This is a genomic window from Enterobacter sp. P82 (assembly GCF_037053385.1).
Taxonomy (GTDB): Bacteria; Pseudomonadota; Gammaproteobacteria; order Enterobacterales; family Enterobacteriaceae; genus Enterobacter.
Window position 1 is genome coordinate 1,647,773 of record NZ_JBALHX010000001.1, and the last position, 24,874, is coordinate 1,672,646.

Below are 24,874 nucleotides of genomic sequence, written 5' to 3' on the forward strand. Positions count from 1 at the left end.
AATTAATCCTGAAAGGTTATTTCGGTGTGGTGCTCAATGTTGCCGTCTGGCCCGGTACCGGGTTCGATAAAATCAACATCAATACTGAGCGTTTTAAGGTCTGGTAATACGTCCAGGTCGTCCTGCTGGCGGGTGTCCTCTTCGGTAATCTCATACTTCACCGTAAAATCGAACTGGTAATACAGTTCGTGGCGGTTCAGATCGAGAAGCATCCCACCGGCATACTGGATTTCATGCGCCTCCGGATCCGGTTCCCAGCCCAGAAGCGCTTTCCAGACAATCTGCCGGACGTCATGGACGGCGTCATACGATGCCCACTGCCCTTTTTCATCCCGTTCGTTGCTGAGTACGACGATGACGGAAAAACCCTCCGTCAAATCCTGCCAGTAGTCCGTCTGTGATTTTTGCTCACCCGTGACGTCTTCGGCTGGCACAACATACGCAGCTGGTAGCCTGAACTTTCCGGCTTCAGGTATCGCTTTAAACTGCGCAGCGCCACCCACACGGTTTTCGAACAGAGGGCAGCGAGCGCGAAGCGCCGCAATAATCGGGGTAAGTTTCATTTTTTCTTCCTGCGTTGAGGTCGGAGGGATTTACGCAACTCTCGGGAGAGCACGTAACGTGTCCAGCTACGGCGTTTATCCAGAACCTCAGTCATGTAGTTATTACGCGGTGCCACGCGCCAGCCGCTACCGCCTGATGCGCCGCGGTGATGGCCTTTCTTACGCTTCGCCCCACGACGAACACCGTAGAACAGAAAGGCGGGATAAAAAGCGCCGTTGATATGGCGGTTACCCTCGCCGTTTTTCTGGTTTGGCGCGATCTTCACCATGAGACCCGGACGTTTTTTAGACGCGCGGGGAACGTAGTAGCCTATAGAACGCGCCAGCTGGCCGGTCCGGTACGACGGGTTTTCGTCTGGCTTCGAGCGGCCACGTTTCATTACCAGCCGCCGCGCATCGCGCATGTGAACCTGACCGAGTTTGACGAAAGCCCGCCGCATCCTCGCCCGGTTAAAGACCAGCTCTTCAGGCTGTTCAAAATCAACGTGTAAAAATGCTTTCTGCTGCATAGTCACTCCCGTTGTCGGTACCCAGTTCTTCGCACTCGAGCAGCAGGAAACGGCGTTTACTGTTCAGGTCCCGGACGCGTTTGACCCGATAAGAAATATCGTCGTGGAGCACTTCATGATCGGCGGTGATACCACGGCGAAAACGGATAGTGAAATAGTGCGTCACCCTGTTTTCTACCTGTACTGACCCCTGATATGCAGCCGCGCCGGGTTGCGCTTTTTTGGCCCACGTCCGGATTTGCTCCGGATAGGTTGGCGTCACGCCAAAATCATCGGCCGGGACATCGACACGCCGACGAATAGTGATGCGCTGGTCAAGTTCGCCCGGGTCTGGCAGAAGGTATGTTGCGCTGGCCTGCGCCTGTCTGAGCTTCATAGCGGGATGTGCCTGTATGGACCGACAAGCCAGTTAAAGCTCATTGGAAGTTCAACTTTTTCCACTTCGGTGACGGTAGAACGGTTTTCGTAGAAGTGCGTCAGCAACAGCAGCATTCCCATACGGATATCGTCAGATAGAATCAGACCTTCCGGATCTTCTTCCGGAACCCCGCCACCATCCGCCGCGTAAAGCTTGCGATTCAGGTAGTTTTCAGTCCTGGCCTGTACCGCCCGCCCCAGTAGCTCAAGAAAGTTGTCTTCATCGGTATAGTCCTCATCCAGCCTAAGCTGTGCCTTGATTTCCTCCGGAGAAAGCAACATAGAAATCCTCCTGTGCCCGCCAGATGACGGGCACAAAAAAACCGCTTAACGCGGCATGGTTTGTTCAGTGATGAGGTTTATTAGCTGCTTGCAGAGCCCTTGCCCACCAGCGCTTTAATCGCAGATGTATCTTCGAGGATACAGTCAAAGCGATGGAACGCCAGGAAGCCGGTCTGGTCGAATTCTGCGTAACGCTCGACCAGACGCTTCAGGATCATGTAGCGCACACGACGGATGATGAAGCGATCGAAGTCGCCGCAGTACATAAATTTCTGACCCGCGCCGATATCATCAATTTCCTGGTCGATGACATACGGAACGTTGAGCACAGACGCTGGCGCCACGCCGACAATATCCGGCAGCCACAGAGGGCGCCCCTGACCATCTTCCATCTCGCTGATGAGTTTCAGCGTATTGTCATTGAACGCCAGGCGGAACTTCGGACCGCGTCGGTACGCAGGATCGATGCTGTGTTTCAGCGCCAGAATTTCCTGCCATTTCACGGCAGTAGCGGCGGCCGTCTGAGTGGTACCAGTTACGGATGTTTTCAGGCCTTTCGGCTGTTTTGGCGTGCCGGTACCGGTGCCCTGAATAAGATAACGTGCTTCACCGCGGCCAATACGCTCAGCGATACGGCGGGAAAGATAGGCCTCCATGTCGATCGCGCTGTCCTGCAGCAGCTCGTTGGAAACACGGATGATTTTGGACGTCATTTTCACCGCACCCAGGGAGTCCATACCAAGCTCGGTATCTTCTTCACCGGCTTCTTCGTTCTCACCCAGCAGAACGCCCACTTCAGCGGTACCGTCAGCGGTGGCCCACTCAATAGTGCGACCGTCGGAAGTCGTCAGGATTTGCGCCACGCTGGCAATACCGCCATAGGCTTTCATCTGCTCTACGACTTTCGCCAGGAAGGTATCGGGCACGGTATAGCCGCCCTTTTCATCCGGTGCGACACCCTGCGCACGCAGTTCACGTAAAGCTTTTTTCTCTTCTGCACTCAGTTCGCTGGCACCGTGGCGCATCCATTTATCAAAAATCAGCACACGTTTTTCGTCCTGCTGCTGGCCTTTATCCGGATCCAGATTACTGCGCTGCTCTTCCTCGTTTTCGTCAACGTAGGTCTGGTCCTGGCGGCGCAGCTCTTCTTCGCGGGCAATGCGCTCATCGAGGGCTTCCAGCTCTGACTTCGCTTTATTCCACTCGGTGCGCTGCTCTTCGGTCCATGCGTTATCGCCGATTTTCTCGTTCAGCGCGCGCATATCGATCGCGATGGTATTACGTTTTTGTTTCAGTTCATGCAATTTCATGGTTTTTCCTTACGCGTTAAGAAGGGTCAGGACGCGCTCACGCGCCATTCGTTGGTTAATGGCTTTCTGCAGCGCGCCACTGTCGCGTGCCTCCTGCCAGGCTTTCATGGAACGGACTGCAGAGTCCGCTTCCTGATATGCCGGGTAAGTCACAGGACTGACATCCAGCAGACGGGAAAAGCGGGTAATTTCCCGGATAACGACACCGTCATCATCCTGGTACCACTCCTCGCCATCACGGGCGACCCGGAAGGCAAACGAGGACTGGTTAATATCACCGCGTTGCATAGGAGCCAGCACCAGATCACGGATTGTCTGAGTTTCGGGTGCGGTAATGTCATAACGCAGGCCGCGCTCATCCACGGTCAGTGCCAGTGTGTCCGCACGGGTACGCCCGAGAATAAAATTGGGATCGTGGTTAAACAGTGCCCGGACATCGTCCTTCAGCACATCATCAAACGCACCGGGCCGGATAATTTCGCGAAACGAACCGAAAATCAGTTCGGAACGGCTGTCAAAAACTGAACCGTATCCGATGATCCTGCTGGGTTCGCTGTCGCGCGTTTCAGCGCGCACCTCGCCGCTGTAACAGCGAATTTCTCGTTCACTCATCTGGAGTGTTCTCCTGGGTTTTGGTTTTGACTGGCTGGGAGGCGTTGACGCTGACAAGCATTTCATCAAGGCCGTCTTTCGGATTCATATCCTCAAAGGCGCGCGCCTCGTTGCGGCTCATCCAGCCATCGGTGATGGCGTAGTGATAGAACTCTGCGCGCTCTTTTGCGGTACCGCGCAGCAGACCGGCCAGATTAAACCGGACGTAATACCCTGCCGCCCGTTCGGCGCGGGTAAATAACCGACGATTAAGCTCCTGCTCCCAGTTCGTCACCCACGGCATCATCGTGTAGCGGACAAACTGAATCGCCTGTTCGGAGATGTTGGAGAAGGTGGCTTTTTCGAGGTCGTTTATCATGTGCGCCGGCACGTTGAAAATTCCGGCGATCATTGAGCGGTTGAGCTTCATCATGTCGATGAGCTGGGCATCGACCGGAGAAACCGTCAGCGCTTTATAATCCAGCTCAGCCGGGAGCAACATCGTCCTGTTTTCCTGGCTGCGCAGCATCGCTGTGGCTTTTTGCCACATCTCTTTCAGTCTTTTCCAGGAGTTGTCATTCAACTCCCCTTTTACTGAAACAATGCCTGCTGGCCTGGCATTTCCGCTGAAAAAACTTTCCGTGTACTTCTGCCCGCTCATGCCCATTCCAATGGTTTCAGCGTGTTGCAGTACCGGACTGAGCCCCATTTTCTGATCGTTGCCCAGTGCCCTGACGTGGATCATGTCGTCAGGGTTGATGGCGAAAGACCCCTCTTCGTTATAAACACCGTAGGTGTAGCGCCCGCCGGTGTTCAGCAACGTTGTTTCCCACGGCATACAGGCTTCAAGGCCGGTGACTTCACCCGTTCGCCGGTGGCGATTAACACGTGTGTAGCCGTTTCCCCAGCCCAGAATGTGACGTTGTTTCAACTCGCGCCATTTATAGCTGGTCTGCCAGGTATTAGGCTCGTCGTGAACCAGATAAAAGGCCGGATGATCGCGTGCTGTTTCAACCTTTTTCCCGGTACGCCGCATGACGTGCAGGGGCATCTGCGCAACGTTGGACGAAATAACGTAGATACAGGCATACACAGCCGCCAGTTTCATCGCTGTCCGGGGATTGACGATCACGTCGCCGTTAAAAATCCCGTCGTTTTCGGCGGCTTCAGCCGTAATCGGTACTGCAGGGTTTTCCAGCGAGTTGCTTCTGAAAATGGCGTCAATCAGCATGATTTTGTTCTCCTGGCCGCCAGCAACGCCCACATCAGCAGGCCACTACCACCCGCCATGAGAGCAACTGCCACGCCAAATTTGAGGTAAACGCCTCCCACCAGCGCGCCGAAGCCTGCCAGCCCGGCCACATCAATAATTAGTGATTTCACAGGAATAACAGTTCCTCATCAGGATCGAGGTTAGAAAGGAAGTCTTTAGGCTCATTCAACATCGCGCGGCCAACCCCCATCATCAGGCCAACTGCGCCATCGATTTTGTTGCCAGCTCCTTCTTTCACCGGACGCACAACATCATCACTACCCGGTAAATACTTGCCGACAACGTTAGAGATACACCAGGTCATCAGCGGATTACCGTCATGATGGAAGCGGCCAGCGGCGATCGCAGCCTCAATCTCTCGCATCGGGTCGCTCATGTTGGTGTAGTTCTGGGTGATGGTGACGGGCTCCAGCCCTTCATCCTGCAACATATGGGAAAGGCCTGTTGCGCCATAGGGGTCAATCGGGCTCGCTGCTATTTTCACAGTTTCACGTAATTTAAGGATCGCTTCGTAAATAAGGCGGTAATCCACTTCTGCACCGTCTGATGGAACCAGCACGCCCTGATTAACAAAGGACTGGTAACGGTCGGCGATCGTTTTCAGCGCCGGGTCCGTGGCGTAGACAGTGTCTTCCGGCACCCAGAACAGAGGCGAAACGCAGTAATAATGGCTTACTCCGTCGATTTCCCGGCGGAACACCGGCACCACCGCGTTCAGGTCGAGTTTTGATGCCAGGTCTATACCGAGATAACACTCTTCTCCCGCAAAATCGGACAGTTTGAGCGTTTTGTCTGCCGCAGCTATCCACTTCTGAAGGTTGTAGTATGCCGCTTTAGAGCTCACCCATTTATTGAAATGCTTGGTGAGTATTTTGTTGGTCTGGCTCGGCGTGGACATCGCCAGCAACTGCTTAGCCTTGAGGAATCCCTCTTTCACCGAAATGTTGTAATTAGGGTTGGCTTTTATCAGTGCTTCCGGCTGTGTCCAGTCATCGTCATCATCCAGGGTATAGATGATCCCGAAAATTGCCTCGTTTTCACCACCTTCTCTGATGCGCTCAAGTATCTCGACCACCTGAGTGCGCTTCTCATAACACGGCGAGGCAATATCGAAACCCGCCGTGGTGATGATAAGTGTGATGGGCTGTTCCCTTGCCCCCATCCCGGTGGTCATTGTGGTATAGAGCGCGTCAGTATCATGCTCGTGGTACTCGTCGATGATGGCGCAGGATGGTGAATCACCGTCGCCGGGGTCGCCGATAACAGGTGCGAACAGGGAACCATCCGGGCGTGTCATTTTCTTCGCCCAAGGTTTGATGCTGAACTTCTGACGCAGGGCAGGAAGCTTCTTCACCATTGCCAGAGCAGGTGCAAAAACTTTCCAGGCCTGTTTTTCCGTCGTGGCGCCACAGTAAACTTCCGCTGCGTACTCGCCATCGGCACAGAACATATAATTACCAACGGCCGCCGCGATCGCAGATTTGCCGTTTTTACGTGGTACCTCGATGTAAATCTCAGTGAAGCGACGAAACCCATTATCCTTCCGCACCCAGCCAAACGGCACGCCAAGCGAAAATTTTTGCCAGGGTTCAAACTCTATGCGCAGCTTACGGCGAGCCCACTCACCGGATGTGTGCGGCATTTTCTGGGAGAAGCGAAGGAAACGTTCTGCTTTATTTTTATCGAAGCGGTAAGGCCAGCGTGGATCTTTGGCGCGTTCCAGGTCGTCCAGATGTCGCTGACAGGCAAGAATGGTTAACCGGCAGGCCAGTATCTTCCCGTTCACGACGTCCCGCGCATACTGGTTCGCCGCATTGACGTTCGGATATGTAGCCATCAGTAAAACTCATCAAATTCATTCCCTTCATCGTCCGGATCATTTTTACCGCTGGTCATTCTTATGCGGCTAAGCGGGTCTAACCCGAGAAGTGACCCCAGACGGGCGAGCTGAGAAACGGAGTCATTACGGACGTTAACTGCAGGGTGTTTTTTCTCACCCCCCATCTCGCTTGATACCGTCAGACCGTCTTTTGCGATGACTTTTTCGGCCTCAACCATCAAGTGAAACGCATTGCAGTACGCCAGGAGTAGCGGCGCATCCTCCAGATCAAGGACGCCACGTTCGATTAAAATTTTGCTCTGCGTTTTCCAGATGCGGATCGCAATGTCGCTCATTAATTCTTCCGGCGGCGTAATCCTGGTCAGTTTGCTTTTCAGGGTCGAGGGTAAATTACGCTTGCGTCCGCCACCAGAAGATCGCACAACACCACCCATTAAAACCTCCAATTCAATAGGCGAAACCTTCCGGGAAAAAGTTTCTTATTTTGGGCGCGTAAAAATTTGATGAGGCGGGCAGTCCGGAGGGGCAAAGGCTGGAGAGATTTACCCTCCCCCCCGCCTGCCTGACAGGCGCTCTCGCGCCGTCTTCGCCCGATGACATGGGGTGCACAGGCTTTCCAGGTTGTCGTCACTGTCGCTGCCTCCGTGCGCCAGCGGCAACCTGTGGTCTACGCTGGTCGCCTCAGTTATTGCGCCACGGCGCAAACACTCCTGACATAACCCTTTGTCTCTTTTGAGAATGCGGAGACGAGTCTTATCCCATGACGCACCATAGCCGCGCTGATGACGTGACACACCGGGTTTGTACTGTCGCCAGCCCTCGCCCCGGTGGTCATCGCAGTATCCGCTGCGGTCCGTTGTGGTCTGCCTGCAACCTCGTTTACGACACGCCTTAGGCGTTCTTGCTGGCATTGCTGACCCTCCGGAATGCATAGCTGCTGATGCCGTCGCGCCCCAGCATGCTCTCAATGGTGTTGTGTTCAGCGCAGACAAAACCCTGCGCGTCAAACCAGCGCCGGATGCCTTCGTCGGTGAAATACCAGATGTGCTCATCCTTGCGGTAATGCCGGGACGTCAGGATATGTTCTGCATTTTTGAAGACAGGCAGAGACACAAACACCCAATTACCGGCACGCGCAACAGCTGCTTCTGGATCGTCGATATGCTCCAGCGAATCCCAGAACGTCAGTGCAGGGAAATCACCGTCAGGAAAATAAGGGTCGTAAAGGTTCGCCCAGCGGCCACAAGCTTTTAGCCAGGCTATCCCTTCGGGATTAACGTCATAACCCCATGTATCAGTCCGTGTCTCCACAAACTGACCAGACCCGATCCCCACGTCGAGCACTTTGCCCTGATGATGGCGGGCCACCAGCTGGATACGTGCCGCATTCAACTGAATCCCCATGTTGGTCTGCGCCATCTGCCGATACTTTGCAAAATAACTGGCGTCGTATGGCCTCTCTGGTGGTACCGGGAAACGGCCAATGCCCAGCTCGGGCAGCCAGACAAGGCCGTTTAGCATTTCATGTGAGAACAATGTCATGTAACCAGCCTTTGAATTTATCGAGGAAGCCGGAGATGTGCTTACTGCAGTCGTGATCCATGCTCGCGCACATGCAGTAATCATCCGGTTGCGCCCAGCCGACGCGGGAAAGATCCATATCTGGATCGGTAACGATGTGCGGGGCATTGTGCGCACCGCATCCGCCCTGAATGATGAATACAGGCGTTTTGTAGCAGACAGCTGCTGGCAGTGCCCAGCCAACCCCTGAAACCACAACGGCGGCATGTTCCACTAGTGCCAGCATTTCCGTTAGTGACAGATCGCCTTTGTGCAGATAGAGATCGGCCTCCGGAAGTTCTCCCACCAGCCACTCCTCACCCTCTTCAAGGTCAGCCAGACTCACAACGTAAAAATGTTTACGCAGCTCACGTGCGGCTTCCGCCAGGTATTTGGGGTCAGGATTTCGCGCGGGGTTCGCCCACTCTTTGCGAACGGTGGCAGGACGGATAACTGCAACCGGCTTATCAACCTGCACCGGCGATTCACCGAATGACGGCAGATCAAACACGCTGGCCATCTTGCCAAACTGCCAGGTCATGGCGTCAATGATGGACCCTTTACTCAGCTCTTCGGGGCCATAAAAAATAGTCAGTATCTCTGACGGCCGCGATGGCTCAGGAACAAACTCCACGTTGGTTTGCTCTTCGTTTTTTCGCTGAGTCCTGAGTGCAGTATTCGAGCGAACAAATTTCACATCGAGATCGCGATAAAGCTCCGGCCAGGGTGTACGCAGAAACGCACCGGAGAACTGGCGTACAAACGCCCGCTGGTAAATAGAGTCACCAAGCCCGTACATCCCGCGGATGCAGACCTTTCGTCTTTTCATAAATTTCCTACAGAGAAAATGCAGTCTCGAGGGACTGTCGGGGGAAGCAGGTAAGCCGCGTAAAGCGAGAACAGTTAATTATCTCGACACCACCAGCAACAGCACGGAGGCGGGAAAATTCATCCTGCCAGCGCGTTACGCTGAATTTGTCCGGGTTGGACAACAGAGCATGGTTGCCGTGCCAGTGGGTGCCGTGACGTATTGAGCAGTCATAGCCCAGCAACAGAACGCGGCTGGCGCCAAGGTGGATAGCAAGCTCAATGGCGCGCTGACCAGAATTAAACGAACCGGGGATTGCAGACGGTAGCCAGTTAATGCCGAACCGCCTGGCCGTGAATTCATCTCCACACCAGCGGGCCGCCTGTGATGTTATTCCCTCGCCATATTCTTCCCACCAGCAACAGTCTGCGGCATAAATGTGCTGGCAACTTGGCACTGTAGCCCAACTGTTGTTGACGGCGATAACTGGCTGACCGGAATCGTTGGCACGTAAGCAGTCATCCGGTGTCAGCGACGGACCGCTGCCGATGCAAATTATTGTTTGCATGATGTGTATTCTGCAGGCACTAAGCGCATAAAAAAGCCCCGCTTAAGCGGGGCTGCTGAAATATTCAAGGCAAAGATTAGAGCAAGTTTTCTTTGGCCTGAACAATTTCACGTTGATTTAGATGGCGATCAGTAACGTAAAAACATACCTCAATTACATCTTCTCCGGGATATCTGTACGACATGATCTGAAGATCTACCTTCGTCTTGTCGGGGTACTCAAGACGAAGAGTATCAAGATGCTCTCCTACTTCGATAACGTATGGATCAATGCCATTAAAAAAAACGATGAGTTTTCTCATATGAATCATTCCGCTGCTTGCAATGACAATGACCTTATCACAGGAACTCAGTGCTTGCCTGTTGTAATACCTATCACCGATAAAGGGTCTCGATTTTGTCACCTATAAGAGACTGAAAATCTCACCTCATAATTAGTCGACACAATAGATGCCTCACAACGAGGCGCAACCATCCTTTCAACTTTTGGAGGTAACTATTGTGACCATTAACGAATTCATTGATCTTTCTAACGCCTTATCCTCATTAATGCAGCCCCTTATTGATACTCTATCCCTTGCTTGTAATCTATGGCTTCTTAAGCAATACGGCATTATCAAGCCCACCAGCAGGTGAGCTTTGTAATGATTAACCAAGCTTGGCACGTACCAGTGCATCCTTAGCCTCTAGCAGTTTGCGTAAGCCTGCTGACTTTTCCGCACTGTCTGGCAGAGTTTCGTCCATCAGTGCCGCGAGATCGCCGATTGGCTTACTCACTTCCTGCAGGTGAGCTGGTAGATGCTGATATGCGAAATACTTCATGATTGGAGATGACATTTTTTATCCTCAGTCCATATAGAAATCGTCGTTAAGATGACGACGGTTAGAGCTGCTGGCGTTGTGCGGACAGGCGTTAGAATTGTGACCTGTTGCACCGCAGTAACTGCAGCGCATGTGCACCCGGCGAGCGCTGCCGCTCCACGTGTGGGGGCAATTCTCACGGGTGTGTAAAACCGAACCGCAAAAGGTGCATCGTGTGTAACTCATTGCACGGCTCCCGATGGTTTTTGACGCTGCTGCTCAATATCACGGATTCCCGCAAAGTTATTGTTGCCCTTCTCAATGGCGGCCAGCAGCGGCTTAATCCAGAGCACAGCCTGGCAGTACGTTATTGCGTTGGCGGTAGCGGTACTATCATTGGCTGCGTCAGGTCTGTTGGTATCGGTGTGCAAGGCACTGGCACGTAAACGGTGCGCGTATTCGAGCAGCCCACCAGCAATGTCAGGAGGAACAGGCAGATCACAGGTTTTTTCACGGCGGAGAATCTCCCGGTATTTGATGACGGTTTCTTCAGTGCTGATGTCTATCAGGGAATTCAGCCTGTTGGCATGCTCAGCGATTTGATTGAACCGGTTGAAGTTGAACGCCTGGGTAGCGATAACCTTCCCCTGTAGCTGGTTGTCAGATGCCAGAACGCGATTATCTGCCTGGGTGTGTGCCAGTCGTATGGTGAGGATTGCAATTATCCCCACCGCGGCAACTATGATTAGCATCACTGCCCACACGCGCCATGACGATTTCAGCGCAGCAGGGAGTAACGGGATCATGATTCTTTTACCGAACTGGCGGCACTCATCACCAGCAATGGTCTGCTGTCCAGAGGTTCGTTAACAGGCCAGCGATAGCCGGTGACGCGGGAACGGGAAAATGCACGAATGTTGATGGCATCAGACTGATTACCGCCCAGCACCATCAAATCACCGTTATCTGCCTGTCCAACGACAAACCCCACATGCCCGCCGCCGTCGCGACTGAATACAACAATGCATCCGTAAGCTGGTTCGCGAAGCTGTACTCCCCAACTAAGGTATGATTTTGCAGATTCGAATCGGGTTGACCGGATGCCGACGCGTTCGAGCATTGACCCGACGTAAGCAGCGCACCAGGGGGTTTCGTCATCTTTGATACCGCCTCGTTTAATGTCCTTCCAGAACTGGAGAATAAGCGGGTTATGGCGAGGGCCTTTGATTTCCATCTGCCCGATATATTTGCGGCCTTCAACCAGCCAGCGTAAATCATTTTGCTGCATTACCACCTCCCAGGCGGGTGTTTAATATGCCAAGCAGAAAACGACGGAACTGCTCAACACCGATAAAGCCGATACCGCCGCCAATAGCAATCGACAGCGATTTAGGCCATTCCATGTATTCCAGCCCGGAGGCGACCGTCAGGGTCAGCGCCCCGCACAGAAGACCTTCGAGAAGTATCTTTTTCCAGCCTCCGCCCGTGTAGGCGATTCGAAGCGCGGCCATGATGAATGCCATCAGTACGGCACCCAGCGGTGTTTCTCCGCGCCACCAGCTCTGAAAGAGTTCGAGCCAGTCAGGCCAGTTGTTTGGATTGTGTGGCATTTTCATCGTCTCTCACCTCGCTGTGGGCGGGTGCTGTGTGGAGGAAATAAAAAAGGCCACCGGATGGCAGCCTTGATGGAAAAGATGGATTATTACGTTAGCCTTAAATTTATATATTCGTGGCAACCAAATATAAAATTATTTTGAGAATCTATAAACTCTTGTTTTTCTTCAGGTGTAAAATACCCTTTTATAAAACACTTCCTTAAAGCCTGTTGTAAATTCGCTGTTAAGCCAACAAGCTTACAACCTTCTTCATCCGGTCTAATCAGTAGGAGAAATTTATTTTTGCTAATCTCCGCTGATTTCATTGGCTTCTGTATTTCGTCGGGGAAAATGCCTTTAGACAATAATGAAACATCTTTTTTGCCTACCAAATGCCACTGTTCAAATGTCGTAGCTAACATTATTGCATCCGTCACGACTTCAGCGCCTGCCGTTCGGATTAGTTGGGCCAACTCTTTATTTGCATTTAACTGGGTTTGCAGTCTCGCCAATGCAAAGTTCTGTTGAATTGCTCTATATGCGACCCAGCCTGTAATCGCTGCTGCCAATACACCAGCAAGGGCAGTAATCAGGGTTTCGACAGGGAAAGCAGAATTAATTTCAATCGGCGGAAGCTTTTCTAAAGCCAGCTTTAACACACCAGTTGATTTTTCACATGAGAAAGGTACAACTTGCCAATCCATGAAGCCTCCTTGGTTGCACAGGCATCATAGCAAAAAACCCCGCCGAAGCGAGGTTTTGAATTTTGTAACGTCATGGGCGTAATAACCCAGCGTTGGAAAGACATTAGCCATTTTCCGCCAGTTTTGCAACCCCCAGAAATTAAATAAACCCGCAGGCGTGATGGCCGTACCTGTTATCGAGTTACTTGGCTAAGCACCTTTTCAGCAAATGATTCCTCTATGTAGCAGTGCTCAACCAGCTGATCAAAGAAGAGTTTATAGTTGCGGCGCCACGTGGTCTCGGTGATACCCAGAGCTTTAAACACTTCTGTATCTTTCAGTCGCGGATATCCCCTACCGGAGCAGCGTGGGCATTTTTTATAGACCGGTACACCCTGCAACTCTGATTTCTTCTTATCCACTACCTCACCACGACCTCGACAACGGCACTCGTTTTTAATGTGCCCTTTGCCGGTGCAGGTCTTACACACAATACGGACCTGTTCGCGTACCTCTTTCCATACCTCCCAGTCCGATGGAGATATGCCTTTAGTGTCTCTAACCCATTTTGGTGGCTTACCATCCGGATAAGTAACTTTATTCGTGAATATCTCTGCCGCTATGAACTTCTCCCCGGCGCAGCTGCTGCACGTGATCAGGCTGGCCGCGCTCAGCGAATAATCGCGGAAAATGTATCTTGCCAGCGTTTTGATGAACGTAACCCTGTCCTCTTCTGGCATTTTACGCAATGGTGCATGCCGTTCCGCCCGTTGCAGTGCCAACTGATGGATGTAGGCGATGATATTATCCGACGACATAACCCCAGCTTTCGCCAGATAAAGCTCAATACCAACAGCAGCTTTTGATGTAAGCAGGCCAAGTGAAGCCATTACATCTGTGATGGTCAGAGTATCAGCTGTTTTACCGCAGGGAACGGCACCGGGTAACATCGATTTTGGTGAGAAATACTTCGGTAAACTTTCCAGCTTCATTTTATGTCCTCGATAATTATCATTCCGGTTTCGCCCCATACTTTTGATGTCCTGGCGTCCCAAATGTGGGAATCATCCTCAAACAAGGCGTCCAACAGAGATTTTTTTAAGTTATCCAGATCGGGCTTTTGCTGATGAGGTTGACCGTCCATAGCTGCGCGTTTTTTCTTGCTCCAGCTCTTCGGCATCGGCAAAACGAAAGTGATATGGGCCCCGCTCTCCGGTACCTGGATTCCATGAAGACGGGCTTCATCGCAAAACAGGCGATAACGCATCACCGGCGGACGCTGTTTCCATTTATCACGGCGAGTCATGCGGGGTTTTCCTACTGGGGTGATGATGTATTTAGGCACGCAGAGCCTCCTGGATGCGGGAGCCAATCCAGCGCATAACCGGCACCGCCATTGAATTGCCGATCACTTTATAACGTGGACCATCAGCGGCAAGCCGGAAAGCCTGCTCTGCAGTCAGTTCGGGGCGGTGGTGGCGCAGGTAGGCGTATTCTTCAGCGGTAATCTGTTTGCATTTTTGTGTCGGGATCAGAGTGTGGTTATCCGGGAAACCCTGCAGACGTTCGCACTCCACAGGCGTGAGGCGACGAACGGCCATATTTTGCATCATTGCAGGAGCCTGATTGCTCCCACTATTCGCACTTGTCAATGTTGGGGCTTGTTCGGCTGCGTATCCTATGCCGTGAGCTTTTGCCCCCTGCCCCGCCTTAAAGCCATATGCAACGCCGTGACAATCAGCAACGGTCAGACATGGAGACACATCATGCATAGGCTCTACTGCATTTCCTCCGTTTTGCGGAGCGCGGCCTATCCAGTTTCCTGGAATGCCGTAAGCTATTGCTGGAGGTGCGCCAGCGTTCTGATTGCTGTTGCTGCTATTCCCTGCGCGAAGCGTTGGTGATATGTCGCTGGCTGCATCATGGCCGCTATCTTTCGAACTGAATGCGATAACCGCGTTTTCTTGCCCGTGATTGCGGCCCAGGGTGTGAGCCATATCGTGAAGAGTACCCGGGTCCTGGGTTCCATGTATGGCAAAAGTTTCTAAATCTTCAGCCATGCTGCAATGAGGTTTTCCCAAAAGTGTGCGGCTAGTGTTTGCATACGTGCCGACAATCCCGCTTCCGCGCTGGCTGAATAATTCCTGGTTACTTGCACCAATACCGCCAGTGTTGAATGACTGATTCAGTGTTGGGTGTGGGTTCAATGGATTATCCCAGTGACTACCAACCACTTGCATATAGCCACCAGCGGCAAGTTCTACATCTTGTCCCCAGCAACCTGAATTAGCGCGAGCCTTAAAAGTTCCGGCAACTTCTTCCGGCGAATTTCTGCGCGGCGCAGTATCCCGGCGCAGGCCTTCGGACTCAAAAAGAATTTTTGCGGGATCGATATCCCCTCGAGCTGTTGCGACAACAAACACACGTCTGCGTCGTTGGGCCACTCCGAAAAATTGAGCGTCGAGCACTCGCCAGGCAATAGCTCTTTCTGGTCCCAGCACATAACCAGCGTTTGACCATCGCTTCCCTGGTGATTCCAGCGCGCAGCTTTCGCCGGCAAGCCCTGCAAGAAAACATCCGAAAGCGTTATCTTTGCTGCTGAATACGCCGGGGACGTTTTCCCAGACGACGATGACGGGAGGTTTTCCCTGTTCTCTGCGCTTTTCATCGATAGCATTAACCAGTTCCACAAAAGCCAAAGTTAACTGGCCGCGTTCGTCAGCCAGCCCATTACGTATACCCGCTACGCTGAACGCCTGGCAAGGGGTTCCCCCCACCAGCACATCGGGTGCGTCGATTTTTCCGGCACGGATTGCCGCGGCGATTTTGGTCATGTCGCCCAGGTTGGTGATGTCCGGCCAGCGGTACGCCAGAACAGCAGAGGGGAATTTTTCTATCTCAGCGAACCATGCTGGCTGCCAGCCCAGACAATGCCACGCCACGCTGGCGGCCTCGATGCCGCTACACACTGAGCCGTAACTGACTGGGTTATTCATCGGTAGGCTCTCCCAGCAAATAGAGAACCTGGACCAGCAGCTCTGTTTCAGTGCCGTATTTCATTTCCCACGCACGGCGGCCAGCATGAATCGCTACACCGTAACCGCCGTTGCGATGGTGCATATGGCACAGGGGAATTGATTTTCGATGGTCAGCGCGTTGGCTCGTTCCATGTCCGGTTCGGATATGGTGAATTTCCGCTGGCGTTTCGCCCAGGTTCTGATTTCTGCACACGATGCAGCCCAGTGCGGCCACACGCGAAAGATGGAGGCTATCTGCTTTCTTCATGCTGGACCACCAGCATAAGCAGAAACACCGCGCACGACGGGGCGGTGTGGATAATTCTTGGTGTTTCTTTGCGCCATCACTTTTCTCCGGTGATGGTGCGACAGGTGCTGATTGTTCAGGCCAGCTTGATTATTATAAATCAGTTGTCTGTGTTGCGGAAGCGCTCGGAATGGTGCTCAAGAGATTCGCGGGTAATCAATATTGCTTCAAGCGGGATGGGTATCACGATAAAGGAACCATCGTCTCGAGTCACCACCTCATAACGTCCAGCGGGGCGAACGGCAGCTATTAATTCTTGCTCATTCATAACGAAAAATCCTATTCAATTCAGCTATCCCCCGAGGAATCGGGGCCGTCCCTTTTCTCCCTTCACACTCACCTCATTAACGGTTCCGCTTAGCCTGATGTCTAATAGGTTGCATAGATCATCTATGTCACCGATCGGTAGTAGCTTCAACTGCGTGAGGGAAATGGCGGGGGCTAAATTGTTGGCAGTTCGTCGTTGTTGATTTCTTTAATCAAAAAGATAACCACTCCGGCCACCCGCACATCGTCCAGTGCATCACCTTCTATCACTTCACCATCAGGGGTAATTAATGACTTGCCCTGCACTCTCGCAAGCTGCATGCCGCCGCAGAACGAGAACGCAACAGTATCTCCCGGCTGGGGGTGGCGGGTTATATCTACGACAACAAATCCCGGTGAGATTTCGATTGCGCGGTATTTGGCATCTAAGCGGCAAAGACTGGCAAGCGTCATAGGTGTATCTGTGTTAGCGAGCACTGAAGATGTATACGACATAAAGCCTCCTGAACAATAAACTGTATATTTATACAGTACACTCAGGAGTAAGATTGATCAACGGCTTAACAGCACGAATTGTTAAATCATTTTAGACATTGGGCATAAAAAAACCCGCCGAAGCGGGTCTTGAAAACCAGTTATACGGTTGACTATCTCGTAGACAGCTTCATGGGCAAGTTGTCTCTTAACTCGATGAGATGCTCCGGTTCCGAGGCAAACCACGCATATGACCCCCAAGCTAATTCAGTGATTGCCTTTTTAAATTGGGCAACACTTCGATCTGAAAATGCTGTCAGGAAAGCAAGATTTTTCTCACTGAATCCTGCTTCTAAAGCTAATCGAGTTAACACGATTTTACGTTCGCGATTGATGGGTCCATCCGTAGCAACAACTTCAATAAATACGACAAGCATATCTGTACCATCTTCATCATCTCCCAAGTCCACGAGAATGATATCTGGTAATGCTTTCGAAGGTTCAATAACCAAACCCAACTCAGTTGCCAAAACTTCATCCCGTGCAACAACTTTATTACCAGATTCTGACAACCAAAGAACTGCTGGATTCTTGAGAAATCTTAATGCAAAACTTTCGATAACAGCTTTTGCTATTACACTTGACGGCCCCGGCGCAAGTATCCGCATCTCGCCGTTTGGAAATGTTACCGTCACTGCATCAGACGCAATTGCAGCACCTGATTTTAGTAATCTAATCCTTGATAAAGCTGCTTTGTTTAAGTAACTTTTCTGCCAGTTATCAATAGCTAATTCCAATTCATCTCCTGAGAGATTTTCATCAAAGAGATTTGCAAAAGCCTTATTAAGACAGTAACGAGGTGCGGAAGAAGTAGTCGGGATTCCTTCACGTTTTAGAACAGCCCGACATGGAATGAGTCCATTCTTGAGTGTCTCATCACGGATAGGCTCACGAGTATTCTCAGCGTACCAAGCATCAGCAGGCTGAAATCTTTTTTTCTTACTCTTAAGAGAATTTTCGATCCATTGAAGCCTCTCATCTTCAGAAGTTTTTGCTGTCTGGGAGTCTCCCATGTTTACTACTTGATTGGGGCGAATCCACCTTCCTTCCCCTTCAATCGCCCCAGCATAAAACATGACGAAAATTGTCTTTCCGGCCATTTCTCTGATGAGATAGTTACGATTTTCTGTACCTTCCGGGAAAATCTTCGGCAACCTTTCCAAAATAATGCTCATTGATGGAACGCTAAATAAGCTCATAAAGAAATTACTCCATAGAAGCTGGCGATCGCTTTTTCGATATCATCCTTTTCAGCACCTGAAGCCAGCATGTTATCTATAACAATAAGTTGCTCAGGTGCAGGCAGAGGGATTGAGTTAAGCTCAAAAGCAGATACAGCAACGCTCCCACTGATACATCTGAATGCTCTATCAACTACTCGTGAATTTAACAACTCCGCAATAACGCCTGAGTCAATTTTAGTTAGCAGGCCATTGGAATACACAATATTAATATGGTTTTCAATAACCACTCCACCTGATTTATCTATAAAACTCTGAGGCAAGAGAGCAGCTAAGATCCGCTTGTTCTGTTCTTTAGACGTTGTTCTTTGCACTAAAACACATTCTGAGGAAGTTATGAGGTACTCTTGTTTCTTTTTAACTTCAACATATGGAACATGGTTTTTACGTACAGCGCTAAAACTAAAACCAGCAGGCGTAATAGATTCTGCCCAAATAAGCGGGTATGAGTTGGCATTTTTCGTAGCACGTAACTGATCTTTAAGCCTATTCCAAACCAATTGCCCAGTTGAAACAGAGTACCCTAAATCAACCAAGCGGGTAGGCATTTTTTTCAAATTATTCAAGAAAAGTAAGTCATCCTTACCACGCGGCAATAGCCAAGTTTTACCGCCTTTTTCTATAGATACAGTACCGATTTTCTCTACTTTAGCCTTATTAAGGCCCTTAGGAATTAGTAAAGACACTCCTGTCTGTTTATTATGTTGACCTGCTTTAAAAACAGTGAGCATAGTTTCTTGCAAAACATCGTCAAAAACGCCATCTCGGTCAGCAACGAAATCAAACGAAATAGGTGTCATTTCTTCAGTCAGCAGTGTTCTCAATGCAGTGAAGTATTGACCGCCTAAGAATGAGGTTGGTGTCAGGAATGCAACAACCCCTGTGTCTTTGAAAGCAAATCTCGTTGCTAGATCAGTGAATAAGCCGTAGAGATTTGCATGGCCGAATAATGAACGAGAGAATTTACTTCTCATATCTGGCTCAAGAGTGACCCTTCCATATGGAGGATTGCCTACAACCAAATCGAAGGTACCTACATGCTCCTGCTTTAGCGCATCACCGACGATGATGGTACCAGCAGGTAATCTTCTCTTAGCTTTGATGCAAAGCTTAATTAAAACCGATTCAAGCAATACGGCACTCATCCATGCAGCAAAAGGATCGAGTTCAATACCTTTTAGCCTCTTTACTAAGCGGCGAAAAATCCATTCGGGTGAACTACCTTTTTCTTTGCTAAGCATTCTTAATGCAACTGGAGCAAGAAAAGCACCTCCCCCACACGCAGGGTCGATGACACTTGCTTTTGCGAAATCTACCCCTGCTTTTTCTGACAGATCCAGCAGTCTTGATACTAAAGGAGGAGGGGTATAATAAGCCCCCATTTCCGATCTATACGCAACCGGTAGCATGACAGTGTAAATCGAACCAATCAGATAGCCTGCATCCTCAGGAGGGAAACGAGTAATCATTTCACCTGTCGCTGAAGCCAAGTTCTTGACTTCACTAGAAAGTTGGCAGAAATCTACAGTTTTTGGCACCGTTCGAATCCGAATAGCACTCCTGTACTTTGTGCACAGAGCTTGCCAGTAAGCGGCCACAACGGTGGAACAGTACGATCGGGCATAAATCAAACGCTCTTGGTCTGTCTTTATGGCATTAGCATAGTTTCTAGCCATGGCTTTGCACGTTTGATATTTTTGCAGAATAGTTGTCTCTTTTTCTGTTAAAAAATCAAATAGTTGCGCACTCATAATTAAAGTCCCAAAAAATCAAGTATGCGGCCATGGTATGTGATGGTAACGCTGAAAAGTTGCCAAGCAGAATAACATGCGCATAACCAATCACATACCAAGATGACGTTTAATTAAGTTATTCTTTAGCCATTCAGAAGGCTATAGGTATACGACTTATGCATCTGATGCTTTATAGTTAAACTATTTTTTTGCCGTATAACGTTTAAGATCAAAGTCAATGATCGCACGTAAGTCCCGAAACACCCCACATCGCCCGTAACGAATCAACCCACCCCGTTCAACACCTATTCGTATGTATTTCTCAGCGGTTGTGCGATGCAGGTCGAACATCGCAACGACATCTTTCGTCGTGATGCGACCATCCTCTTTCACCAACTCGATAATCCGATTTATAATCGTGGTGCGCTCTTCATGCGTTTTTGGTCTTGGCATCGTTAAGCCCTCCCACCAGCTTTTGCCATTTTTCTTTAAGCACCTTTCTGGCCGCTGCCTCTCCATCAGGCGGAAACGAAAATCCCGCGCGGACGCCAGGGCAACCGTTCGAACAGCGTACCTCTGCCGAACCCCAGTTCATTCCCCGGCTGCGAACCCTCAGTGCAGGAGACATGCCGCATACAGGGCATTTCGGTAAATCAGTCATTCCCCAGCCCCTCCAGCAGATGCTTATGGCGGCGCAGCTCGCGAACGGCACTCTGAAGACGCTGCAGATTAGACAGCTTCGCTTTCGTGCGGCGAATTTCACTGGAGATATAACGGGAGGACGGAATAATCAGGTCATCGGGGCGAGAGGTGAATGCCGGTATAGTCTCAATAATTTCGGCAGTTGTTTTTTCTGGCTGTGCAGATTCGACTGTATCGGCTACGGCCTGGCCGGTTTCAGGGAGAGACCATGTCACGCCCTTCCCCTGGCCGTTTTTGATAACCACGCCCTGGCGCTCAAAAGACAGCATTACAGAGACCATGCCGCGGGAATTACGTTCGACAGCTTCAGCCAACTCAGCGGTGGTCATCGCCCCGTTCTTGCCAAGCAGCTGGCGGACAACATCCGGATCAACAGTTGTCGGTATATCACCTTTCAGACGCGGTGCCTGATGCACTGACGCCACACTTGGCGCTTTTGCCAGTTCCCTGGCCTGCTCTTTCGCGGTACCGACTGACCATGCCCCGTCGAAGAAATCACACAAACCCTGCTGTTTGTGCTCGCGCAGCATGTTCAGCGCTTCTACGGGTTCAATATCAAGACGGGCGGCAACCTCACGATATGTCGCTTTTTTCATGGCTTTCAGTGCGTCGATTACAGATTCCATAATTTTCTCCTCAAAATTTACTTAACAGGTCTCAGGTGGCTAACGTTTCCGCGATAGCTCTCCCAGTCAAAGTTCACCCAAATGCCGTTATCCATGCGCAGGCGGTCAACAACCCTTTCACCCAGGGTTTCTACCAGCGCGTCGTAATTCAGGTTGGTCAGAACGCCAACCGGGCGCATTGCGGCCAGGCGGCGATCAATAATCTGGTTCAACAAAACTTTCTCGCCGCGGCTGTCGCGCTGAATACCGACTTCGTCGAGCACCAGCAGATCAACTTTGCAGAGGTCGTCCAGCAGCGCGGCTTCAGAACGCCCTTCGTCATAACAGGCCCTGGCGCGAAGGGTCAGATCCGGAACCGTCACAATCAGGACCGTTCGCCCCTGTTTCAGCAGATAATTTCCAATGGCTGCTGAGAGGTGGTTTTTGCCAGTGCCCGGCTTTCCGGTGAAAACGAAACTCGCAAAGCCGGTTCCAAAATTTTGCGCATAGCTCTTTGCCATACTCAGGGCGTGGCGCTGGCCATCGCCGTTCACCGTGTAATTCGCGAAGCTGCAGCTGCGGTGCAGGTTCTGGATCCCGGATCGCCCGAAAATTTTCTCTGCACGTGCCTGCTGGTTGAGTTTGTCCACCTCAGCGGCACGCTTTAGCCCTTCCTCGCGCTGCCAGGCCATCAGCTCTGCGGCGCTCTTGAATTTGGGTTCTACGCCCTGCGGAATTACGCGGCGAAGGCGATCGAAAATGGAACCTGCGTTTTGCATGCTTACCCCCTGAATCCTGGTGGAACGATGCTGTCAGGACGGGAGATCCGATTGATATCCCGGAAACCAGCCTGATTCTGAGCCGCCCCTGCCGATGGCAGCCGTAGAATTAAGTCATCCCATTTTTCGCGCAATTTTGATGGCGACATCACGTTTCGGCACCAGAACGGATCACGCTGTACACGCGAAAACATTTCGCAAATTTGCTTATGTGTTCTGCCATCAATGGCACACATCAGCCGGATTTCGTTGGACCATGCAGCCCAGTTAGGCTCTTTGGGGCGCACCAGTTCCCCGTCTGTCTCAGCGGCTTTTTCATAAAGCTTGACGATGCGGTTCCACATCCACTGAGCGCAGGTCAGATCTTCCTTGCTTCCCCACTGCCGTTTTCCTGCATGGGCAACCACGGCCTCTGGATGACGATTTAAAAACGCATCTTTGGTCAGCTGTTCGTCCGACAGCGAAGCGTCCGGACAAGAATTATTTTCTGGTTCTTTGACTGATTCAGAAGAGTGACTGATTCTGGGTGAATCTCCTTCACTATCCCCTGGTGAAAGTGTTGCACCATCTGGTGAATCTCCTGCACCAGCCCCTGGTGAATTTGCTTCACCATCCTGGTGAATCTCCTGCACTACCCTTACGCTGGTATTTGCACCGCTCAGGGTTAGTCGGTAGAAATTACTGCCGTTACCTTTCGGCCCCGATCTGGTCTCTTTTCGCATCAGTCCAGACTCGCAAAGCGCGGCAACATGATTCATGACGGAACGACGGCTGATCTCACACTGATCAGCGATATGCTGATAGCTCGGCCAGCACTCGCCCTGGTCACTTGCGTTATCGGCCAGCTTAAGCAGGACCAGCTTACGAAGCGGGTTTCCTACTTTGACCTTCATCGCCTGAACCATCAGTTCCATGCTCATAGAACACCTCGATACAACTGAACTAGGCTGCGTTCGAACAAGTCGAAACCAGCTTCACTTTGACGCCGACCAACTGCGCCAGCGCGTCGATCGCTTCCAGAGTCTCGCGTCGGATTACTGGTTGTGGTTTACCGGTGAAGACCGCATTGGTGGCTTCGATACACTCTTTGTTAACCCTGGCCGCCCGGTAATGCAGGCAGTCCTTCTGCGCCAGTTCGTTATCAATGGCGGTACGGATGGCATAGCTCAGGGCTTCAGCCTGTTTCAGGTAGTTCGGCGTATCGTTGCGGAACGCACGCTGAATAATCTGTTTGTTGTTGTGCAGACGCCGCGCGTACTCGTCCGGATCCGATACGTCATCCAGTGACTGAAGCAGATCACCAAAGTGATGCGGGGTTATCAGCTGCGTCACCGTCTTCCAGCCCTTTTCCTGCGCCCAGGACTCCAGCTCACATGCCAGTTTTTTGATTTCCATCAGTCAGACTCCTTTTGCTCGCGTGGGATATCCTGAACAGGAATTCCACTGGTAGGGGTTGGATGCAAGTCCGGTCGTAACTCGTGTGGGGTTACACCTGTTAATTCATAAATTTGGATAAGTCGTTCTGGCGGAACACGCCCCATGTATTGTTTGACCCACTTATTCAAAGAAGACGGCCTCATGTTGAGCGCAAGCGCCAAGCGTCGCTGATTACCCATCGCTTTGATGGCCTTGTCTAAACCTGTCATTGAAAGATCCTTTGTTAGGTAACTCGAAACCATTGTTAGCCGCAAGCGTACATTTGTCAACTAAAAGAGAAATTGAGCGAATTAGCCAAAGGCTTATAATTAGTGAATGAAAAAGAAAACGTACGACACACCACTAGCAGCCAGGCTGGAAGAACTCATGCAGCGAAACCATCTGTCCGGTGCAGATATGGCGCGCATAGCTGAGGTGAGCAGATCTTCCGTAAATGGTTGGTTCAAGCGCGGCACCATCAGTAAAGACTCAGCAGCCAAGCTGGCTGCTGCAACTGGTGAGTCGTTGGTTTGGATTTTGACTGGCACAGAAGATAGCGAGAATAAAGTCAGTGATGATGAGCAGGAATTGCTTAAAGTTTACAGAGAGTTACCTCCAGTAGAGCAGCGGAACATGTTGGCTGCTTTTCAGATGCGACTGAAGCAATTACAGGAATTTTTTGCAGACCACGTAGATCCAGTAACCCGAAAAAAATAAATTATTATTTACATCAAATAGATACCGCCTTCATGGCGGTATTTTTTTACCCGCATGATAGCCAAAGGTTGACATATGTTAGCCTATAACGAATACTTGTCACATCGAAGCACAACAGGTGCGACAGGTAAACGTTCCGCCTACCCGGCGATAAGGGTGAAGAGGAGATAGGTGATGGAAAGAAAATTCATGATTTATCAGCGCCGCGATGGCTTTCAGATCGCAGAAGAAGCAACTGGGACCCGCCTTGCTAACGGAATGGACATGCTAGCCCGTCCGAACAAATCAGCAGACTGGTGCTTTGCTGCATTTAACATCGATCTCACTGACGGGGAGGATGGCTACGAACTGGTAGGTGAAGAGTCGATTGATTGTTCGGTTACCCCTGCGCAAATGATCGAGTTCGTGGATGGTGTGATGAAAATCACCAACTCCTTCGCAGAAGAACTTGATATGGGAGAGGCCCACGCCGAAGCTCTGGAAATCAACGCAGCAATCGACATTATGATCGAAGCCCGGCAGCAAATCGCAAATAAAGAACCCGATTTTTTACAAGAAACCTGGGAACTTGTTCGCCTCGGGAATTCTTACAAAGAAGCAGGCCGTGAATGGTACCGCTGGGCAAAAGCTACAGCTCTCCGACTATGGGAAAGCAATTTAGCTCCGCGTCAAATACTTCAGGCGCAATAAGATTTGATCGCTTGGCGGTATATGCGTTCCCGTGGTCCATGCTTATACCGCCCTTTTTATTGTGAAG

Annotated in this window: 36 protein-coding genes; 2 read left to right on the forward strand and 34 right to left on the reverse strand. The window is 51.0% G+C overall.

What is annotated here, in order from left to right:
- Positions 1–2: 2 nt before the first annotated feature.
- From WB237_RS07760 to WB237_RS07925, 34 genes are all read right to left on the reverse strand, one after another.
- Positions 3–563, reverse strand: a complete 561-nt coding sequence (locus WB237_RS07760) for a phage tail terminator protein (RefSeq protein WP_336212049.1) — start codon at positions 561–563, stop codon at positions 3–5.
- Positions 560–1,072 (reverse strand): hypothetical protein, encoded by a 513-nt coding sequence (locus tag WB237_RS07765; RefSeq protein ID WP_336212051.1) that lies wholly within the window; start codon positions 1,070–1,072, stop codon positions 560–562. Before WB237_RS07765 ends, WB237_RS07760 begins: the two co-directional genes overlap by 4 nt.
- A complete protein-coding gene (locus WB237_RS07770; RefSeq protein WP_336212053.1) occupies positions 1,044–1,448 on the reverse strand; it encodes a phage head closure protein in 405 nt (134 codons plus the stop codon). The genes WB237_RS07765 and WB237_RS07770 overlap by 29 nt, the downstream gene beginning before the upstream one ends.
- The gene (locus WB237_RS07775; RefSeq protein WP_336212055.1) at positions 1,445–1,771 is read right to left on the reverse strand and encodes a head-tail connector protein; all 327 of its coding nucleotides are present in this window, start codon (positions 1,769–1,771) and stop codon (positions 1,445–1,447) included. The genes WB237_RS07770 and WB237_RS07775 overlap by 4 nt, the downstream gene beginning before the upstream one ends.
- Positions 1,772–1,851: 80 nt before the next feature.
- Positions 1,852–3,081: a phage major capsid protein gene (locus WB237_RS07780; protein WP_105572757.1), complete on the reverse strand. Its 1,230-nt coding sequence runs from the start codon at positions 3,079–3,081 to the stop codon at positions 1,852–1,854.
- A gap of 9 nt (positions 3,082–3,090) precedes the next feature.
- Positions 3,091–3,693: an HK97 family phage prohead protease gene (locus WB237_RS07785; protein WP_105572758.1), complete on the reverse strand. Its 603-nt coding sequence runs from the start codon at positions 3,691–3,693 to the stop codon at positions 3,091–3,093.
- Positions 3,686–4,903 carry a phage portal protein gene (locus WB237_RS07790; RefSeq protein ID WP_336212062.1) on the reverse strand — a complete coding sequence of 406 codons (1,218 nt, stop codon included), beginning with the start codon at positions 4,901–4,903 and terminating at the stop codon, positions 3,686–3,688. Before WB237_RS07790 ends, WB237_RS07785 begins: the two co-directional genes overlap by 8 nt.
- Complete coding sequence (locus WB237_RS07795; protein WP_336212065.1) at positions 4,897–5,055, reverse strand: hypothetical protein; 159 nt, start codon at positions 5,053–5,055, stop codon at positions 4,897–4,899. The genes WB237_RS07790 and WB237_RS07795 overlap by 7 nt, the downstream gene beginning before the upstream one ends.
- On the reverse strand, positions 5,052–6,782 hold the full coding sequence (locus tag WB237_RS07800) for a terminase large subunit (RefSeq protein ID WP_336212067.1): 1,731 nt from the start codon (positions 6,780–6,782) through the stop codon (positions 5,052–5,054). The genes WB237_RS07795 and WB237_RS07800 overlap by 4 nt, the downstream gene beginning before the upstream one ends.
- Positions 6,782–7,219 (reverse strand): phage terminase small subunit P27 family, encoded by a 438-nt coding sequence (locus tag WB237_RS07805; RefSeq protein WP_336212069.1) that lies wholly within the window; start codon positions 7,217–7,219, stop codon positions 6,782–6,784. Before WB237_RS07805 ends, WB237_RS07800 begins: the two co-directional genes overlap by 1 nt.
- Positions 7,220–7,327: 108 nt before the next feature.
- Entirely contained in the window at positions 7,328–7,696 is a 369-nt protein-coding gene (locus tag WB237_RS07810; RefSeq protein ID WP_303757014.1) for an HNH endonuclease, read from the reverse strand.
- Positions 7,677–8,327 (reverse strand): methyltransferase domain-containing protein, encoded by a 651-nt coding sequence (locus WB237_RS07815; protein WP_325847204.1) that lies wholly within the window; start codon positions 8,325–8,327, stop codon positions 7,677–7,679. The genes WB237_RS07810 and WB237_RS07815 overlap by 20 nt, the downstream gene beginning before the upstream one ends.
- A complete protein-coding gene (locus tag WB237_RS07820) occupies positions 8,308–9,174 on the reverse strand; it encodes a hypothetical protein (protein ID WP_325847205.1) in 867 nt (288 codons plus the stop codon). The genes WB237_RS07815 and WB237_RS07820 overlap by 20 nt, the downstream gene beginning before the upstream one ends.
- 7 nt (positions 9,175–9,181) lie before the next feature.
- Positions 9,182–9,721: a hypothetical protein gene (locus tag WB237_RS07825; protein ID WP_336212074.1), complete on the reverse strand. Its 540-nt coding sequence runs from the start codon at positions 9,719–9,721 to the stop codon at positions 9,182–9,184.
- A gap of 76 nt (positions 9,722–9,797) precedes the next feature.
- Complete coding sequence (locus WB237_RS07830; RefSeq protein WP_325847207.1) at positions 9,798–10,022, reverse strand: hypothetical protein; 225 nt, start codon at positions 10,020–10,022, stop codon at positions 9,798–9,800.
- 346 nt (positions 10,023–10,368) lie between these two features.
- Complete coding sequence (locus WB237_RS07835) at positions 10,369–10,557, reverse strand: hypothetical protein (RefSeq protein WP_325847208.1); 189 nt, start codon at positions 10,555–10,557, stop codon at positions 10,369–10,371.
- 206 nt (positions 10,558–10,763) lie between these two features.
- On the reverse strand, positions 10,764–11,273 hold the full coding sequence (locus WB237_RS07840; RefSeq protein ID WP_336213522.1) for a hypothetical protein: 510 nt from the start codon (positions 11,271–11,273) through the stop codon (positions 10,764–10,766).
- Between the two features lie 50 nt (positions 11,274–11,323).
- Positions 11,324–11,809, reverse strand: coding sequence for a TIGR02594 family protein (locus tag WB237_RS07845; RefSeq protein WP_336212076.1), 486 nt, complete (start codon positions 11,807–11,809; stop codon positions 11,324–11,326).
- A complete protein-coding gene (locus WB237_RS07850) occupies positions 11,796–12,137 on the reverse strand; it encodes a phage holin, lambda family (protein ID WP_336212079.1) in 342 nt (113 codons plus the stop codon). Before WB237_RS07850 ends, WB237_RS07845 begins: the two co-directional genes overlap by 14 nt.
- Positions 12,138–12,223: 86 nt before the next feature.
- Positions 12,224–12,820 carry a hypothetical protein gene (locus WB237_RS07855; protein WP_336212081.1) on the reverse strand — a complete coding sequence of 199 codons (597 nt, stop codon included), beginning with the start codon at positions 12,818–12,820 and terminating at the stop codon, positions 12,224–12,226.
- A gap of 173 nt (positions 12,821–12,993) precedes the next feature.
- Positions 12,994–13,791 (reverse strand): antitermination protein Q, encoded by a 798-nt coding sequence (locus WB237_RS07860; protein WP_336212083.1) that lies wholly within the window; start codon positions 13,789–13,791, stop codon positions 12,994–12,996.
- Positions 13,788–14,144 carry a RusA family crossover junction endodeoxyribonuclease gene (locus WB237_RS07865; protein ID WP_336212084.1) on the reverse strand — a complete coding sequence of 119 codons (357 nt, stop codon included), beginning with the start codon at positions 14,142–14,144 and terminating at the stop codon, positions 13,788–13,790. The genes WB237_RS07860 and WB237_RS07865 overlap by 4 nt, the downstream gene beginning before the upstream one ends.
- On the reverse strand, positions 14,137–15,795 hold the full coding sequence (locus WB237_RS07870; RefSeq protein ID WP_336212086.1) for a DNA cytosine methyltransferase: 1,659 nt from the start codon (positions 15,793–15,795) through the stop codon (positions 14,137–14,139). Before WB237_RS07870 ends, WB237_RS07865 begins: the two co-directional genes overlap by 8 nt.
- Positions 15,788–16,084, reverse strand: a complete 297-nt coding sequence (locus tag WB237_RS07875; protein ID WP_336212088.1) for a Ref family recombination enhancement nuclease — start codon at positions 16,082–16,084, stop codon at positions 15,788–15,790. Before WB237_RS07875 ends, WB237_RS07870 begins: the two co-directional genes overlap by 8 nt.
- Positions 16,085–16,223: 139 nt before the next feature.
- A complete protein-coding gene (locus WB237_RS07880; protein ID WP_336212089.1) occupies positions 16,224–16,391 on the reverse strand; it encodes a hypothetical protein in 168 nt (55 codons plus the stop codon).
- Positions 16,392–16,564: 173 nt separating this feature from the next.
- On the reverse strand, positions 16,565–16,885 hold the full coding sequence (locus WB237_RS07885; protein WP_336212090.1) for a hypothetical protein: 321 nt from the start codon (positions 16,883–16,885) through the stop codon (positions 16,565–16,567).
- 152 nt (positions 16,886–17,037) lie between these two features.
- Complete coding sequence (locus WB237_RS07890) at positions 17,038–18,123, reverse strand: BsuBI/PstI family type II restriction endonuclease (protein ID WP_336212092.1); 1,086 nt, start codon at positions 18,121–18,123, stop codon at positions 17,038–17,040.
- Positions 18,120–19,916, reverse strand: a complete 1,797-nt coding sequence (locus tag WB237_RS07895; protein ID WP_336212094.1) for an HsdM family class I SAM-dependent methyltransferase — start codon at positions 19,914–19,916, stop codon at positions 18,120–18,122. The genes WB237_RS07890 and WB237_RS07895 overlap by 4 nt, the downstream gene beginning before the upstream one ends.
- 183 nt (positions 19,917–20,099) lie before the next feature.
- Positions 20,100–20,351: a DUF977 family protein gene (locus tag WB237_RS07900; RefSeq protein WP_442892484.1), complete on the reverse strand. Its 252-nt coding sequence runs from the start codon at positions 20,349–20,351 to the stop codon at positions 20,100–20,102.
- Positions 20,352–20,551: 200 nt separating this feature from the next.
- Positions 20,552–21,226 carry a DUF1627 domain-containing protein gene (locus WB237_RS07905; protein WP_336212096.1) on the reverse strand — a complete coding sequence of 225 codons (675 nt, stop codon included), beginning with the start codon at positions 21,224–21,226 and terminating at the stop codon, positions 20,552–20,554.
- A 17-nt stretch (positions 21,227–21,243) separates the two neighbouring features.
- Positions 21,244–21,984: an ATP-binding protein gene (locus WB237_RS07910; RefSeq protein ID WP_336212098.1), complete on the reverse strand. Its 741-nt coding sequence runs from the start codon at positions 21,982–21,984 to the stop codon at positions 21,244–21,246.
- Between the two features lie 2 nt (positions 21,985–21,986).
- On the reverse strand, positions 21,987–22,904 hold the full coding sequence (locus WB237_RS07915; RefSeq protein WP_336212100.1) for a helix-turn-helix domain-containing protein: 918 nt from the start codon (positions 22,902–22,904) through the stop codon (positions 21,987–21,989).
- 22 nt (positions 22,905–22,926) lie between these two features.
- Positions 22,927–23,379: a toxin YdaT family protein gene (locus WB237_RS07920; RefSeq protein WP_038419760.1), complete on the reverse strand. Its 453-nt coding sequence runs from the start codon at positions 23,377–23,379 to the stop codon at positions 22,927–22,929.
- Positions 23,379–23,630: a transcriptional regulator gene (locus tag WB237_RS07925; RefSeq protein WP_336212104.1), complete on the reverse strand. Its 252-nt coding sequence runs from the start codon at positions 23,628–23,630 to the stop codon at positions 23,379–23,381. The genes WB237_RS07920 and WB237_RS07925 overlap by 1 nt, the downstream gene beginning before the upstream one ends.
- Positions 23,631–23,736: 106 nt before the next feature.
- On the opposite strand from WB237_RS07925, the gene WB237_RS07930 reads away from it, so the two are divergent.
- Together WB237_RS07930 and WB237_RS07935 are read left to right on the forward strand one after the other, a co-directional pair.
- Positions 23,737–24,117 carry a helix-turn-helix domain-containing protein gene (locus WB237_RS07930; protein WP_336212106.1) on the forward strand — a complete coding sequence of 127 codons (381 nt, stop codon included), beginning with the start codon at positions 23,737–23,739 and terminating at the stop codon, positions 24,115–24,117.
- A gap of 174 nt (positions 24,118–24,291) precedes the next feature.
- Entirely contained in the window at positions 24,292–24,807 is a 516-nt protein-coding gene (locus WB237_RS07935; protein WP_336212108.1) for a hypothetical protein, read from the forward strand.
- Positions 24,808–24,874: the final 67 nt, after the last annotated feature.

Coding starts and splice junctions, on each gene's coding strand:
- WB237_RS07765 (WP_336212051.1), bottom strand. CDS start 1,072: ATGCAGCAGAAAGCATTTTTACACGTTGATTTTGAACAGCCTGAAGAG.
- WB237_RS07760 (WP_336212049.1), bottom strand. CDS start 563: ATGAAACTTACCCCGATTATTGCGGCGCTTCGCGCTCGCTGCCCTCTG.
- WB237_RS07770 (WP_336212053.1), bottom strand. CDS start 1,448: ATGAAGCTCAGACAGGCGCAGGCCAGCGCAACATACCTTCTGCCAGAC.
- WB237_RS07845 (WP_336212076.1), bottom strand. CDS start 11,809: ATGCAGCAAAATGATTTACGCTGGCTGGTTGAAGGCCGCAAATATATC.
- WB237_RS07825 (WP_336212074.1), bottom strand. CDS start 9,721: ATGCAAACAATAATTTGCATCGGCAGCGGTCCGTCGCTGACACCGGAT.
- WB237_RS07850 (WP_336212079.1), bottom strand. CDS start 12,137: ATGAAAATGCCACACAATCCAAACAACTGGCCTGACTGGCTCGAACTC.
- WB237_RS07860 (WP_336212083.1), bottom strand. CDS start 13,791: ATGAAGCTGGAAAGTTTACCGAAGTATTTCTCACCAAAATCGATGTTA.
- WB237_RS07830 (WP_325847207.1), bottom strand. CDS start 10,022: ATGAGAAAACTCATCGTTTTTTTTAATGGCATTGATCCATACGTTATC.
- WB237_RS07895 (WP_336212094.1), bottom strand. CDS start 19,916: ATGAGTGCGCAACTATTTGATTTTTTAACAGAAAAAGAGACAACTATT.
- WB237_RS07775 (WP_336212055.1), bottom strand. CDS start 1,771: ATGTTGCTTTCTCCGGAGGAAATCAAGGCACAGCTTAGGCTGGATGAG.
- WB237_RS07780 (WP_105572757.1), bottom strand. CDS start 3,081: ATGAAATTGCATGAACTGAAACAAAAACGTAATACCATCGCGATCGAT.
- WB237_RS07880 (WP_336212089.1), bottom strand. CDS start 16,391: ATGAATGAGCAAGAATTAATAGCTGCCGTTCGCCCCGCTGGACGTTAT.
- WB237_RS07930 (WP_336212106.1), top strand. CDS start 23,737: ATGAAAAAGAAAACGTACGACACACCACTAGCAGCCAGGCTGGAAGAA.
- WB237_RS07905 (WP_336212096.1), bottom strand. CDS start 21,226: ATGGAATCTGTAATCGACGCACTGAAAGCCATGAAAAAAGCGACATAT.
- WB237_RS07815 (WP_325847204.1), bottom strand. CDS start 8,327: ATGACATTGTTCTCACATGAAATGCTAAACGGCCTTGTCTGGCTGCCC.
- WB237_RS07920 (WP_038419760.1), bottom strand. CDS start 23,379: ATGGAAATCAAAAAACTGGCATGTGAGCTGGAGTCCTGGGCGCAGGAA.
- WB237_RS07900 (WP_442892484.1), bottom strand. CDS start 20,351: ATGCCAAGACCAAAAACGCATGAAGAGCGCACCACGATTATAAATCGG.
- WB237_RS07820 (WP_325847205.1), bottom strand. CDS start 9,174: ATGAAAAGACGAAAGGTCTGCATCCGCGGGATGTACGGGCTTGGTGAC.
- WB237_RS07910 (WP_336212098.1), bottom strand. CDS start 21,984: ATGCAAAACGCAGGTTCCATTTTCGATCGCCTTCGCCGCGTAATTCCG.
- WB237_RS07935 (WP_336212108.1), top strand. CDS start 24,292: ATGGAAAGAAAATTCATGATTTATCAGCGCCGCGATGGCTTTCAGATC.
- WB237_RS07800 (WP_336212067.1), bottom strand. CDS start 6,782: ATGGCTACATATCCGAACGTCAATGCGGCGAACCAGTATGCGCGGGAC.
- WB237_RS07840 (WP_336213522.1), bottom strand. CDS start 11,273: ATGCTAATCATAGTTGCCGCGGTGGGGATAATTGCAATCCTCACCATA.
- WB237_RS07925 (WP_336212104.1), bottom strand. CDS start 23,630: ATGACAGGTTTAGACAAGGCCATCAAAGCGATGGGTAATCAGCGACGC.
- WB237_RS07885 (WP_336212090.1), bottom strand. CDS start 16,885: ATGTCGTATACATCTTCAGTGCTCGCTAACACAGATACACCTATGACG.
- WB237_RS07890 (WP_336212092.1), bottom strand. CDS start 18,123: ATGAGCTTATTTAGCGTTCCATCAATGAGCATTATTTTGGAAAGGTTG.
- WB237_RS07915 (WP_336212100.1), bottom strand. CDS start 22,904: ATGAGCATGGAACTGATGGTTCAGGCGATGAAGGTCAAAGTAGGAAAC.
- WB237_RS07875 (WP_336212088.1), bottom strand. CDS start 16,084: ATGAAGAAAGCAGATAGCCTCCATCTTTCGCGTGTGGCCGCACTGGGC.
- WB237_RS07805 (WP_336212069.1), bottom strand. CDS start 7,219: ATGGGTGGTGTTGTGCGATCTTCTGGTGGCGGACGCAAGCGTAATTTA.
- WB237_RS07785 (WP_105572758.1), bottom strand. CDS start 3,693: ATGAGTGAACGAGAAATTCGCTGTTACAGCGGCGAGGTGCGCGCTGAA.
- WB237_RS07810 (WP_303757014.1), bottom strand. CDS start 7,696: ATGCCAGCAAGAACGCCTAAGGCGTGTCGTAAACGAGGTTGCAGGCAG.
- WB237_RS07790 (WP_336212062.1), bottom strand. CDS start 4,903: ATGCTGATTGACGCCATTTTCAGAAGCAACTCGCTGGAAAACCCTGCA.
- WB237_RS07870 (WP_336212086.1), bottom strand. CDS start 15,795: ATGAATAACCCAGTCAGTTACGGCTCAGTGTGTAGCGGCATCGAGGCC.
- WB237_RS07855 (WP_336212081.1), bottom strand. CDS start 12,820: ATGGATTGGCAAGTTGTACCTTTCTCATGTGAAAAATCAACTGGTGTG.
- WB237_RS07835 (WP_325847208.1), bottom strand. CDS start 10,557: ATGTCATCTCCAATCATGAAGTATTTCGCATATCAGCATCTACCAGCT.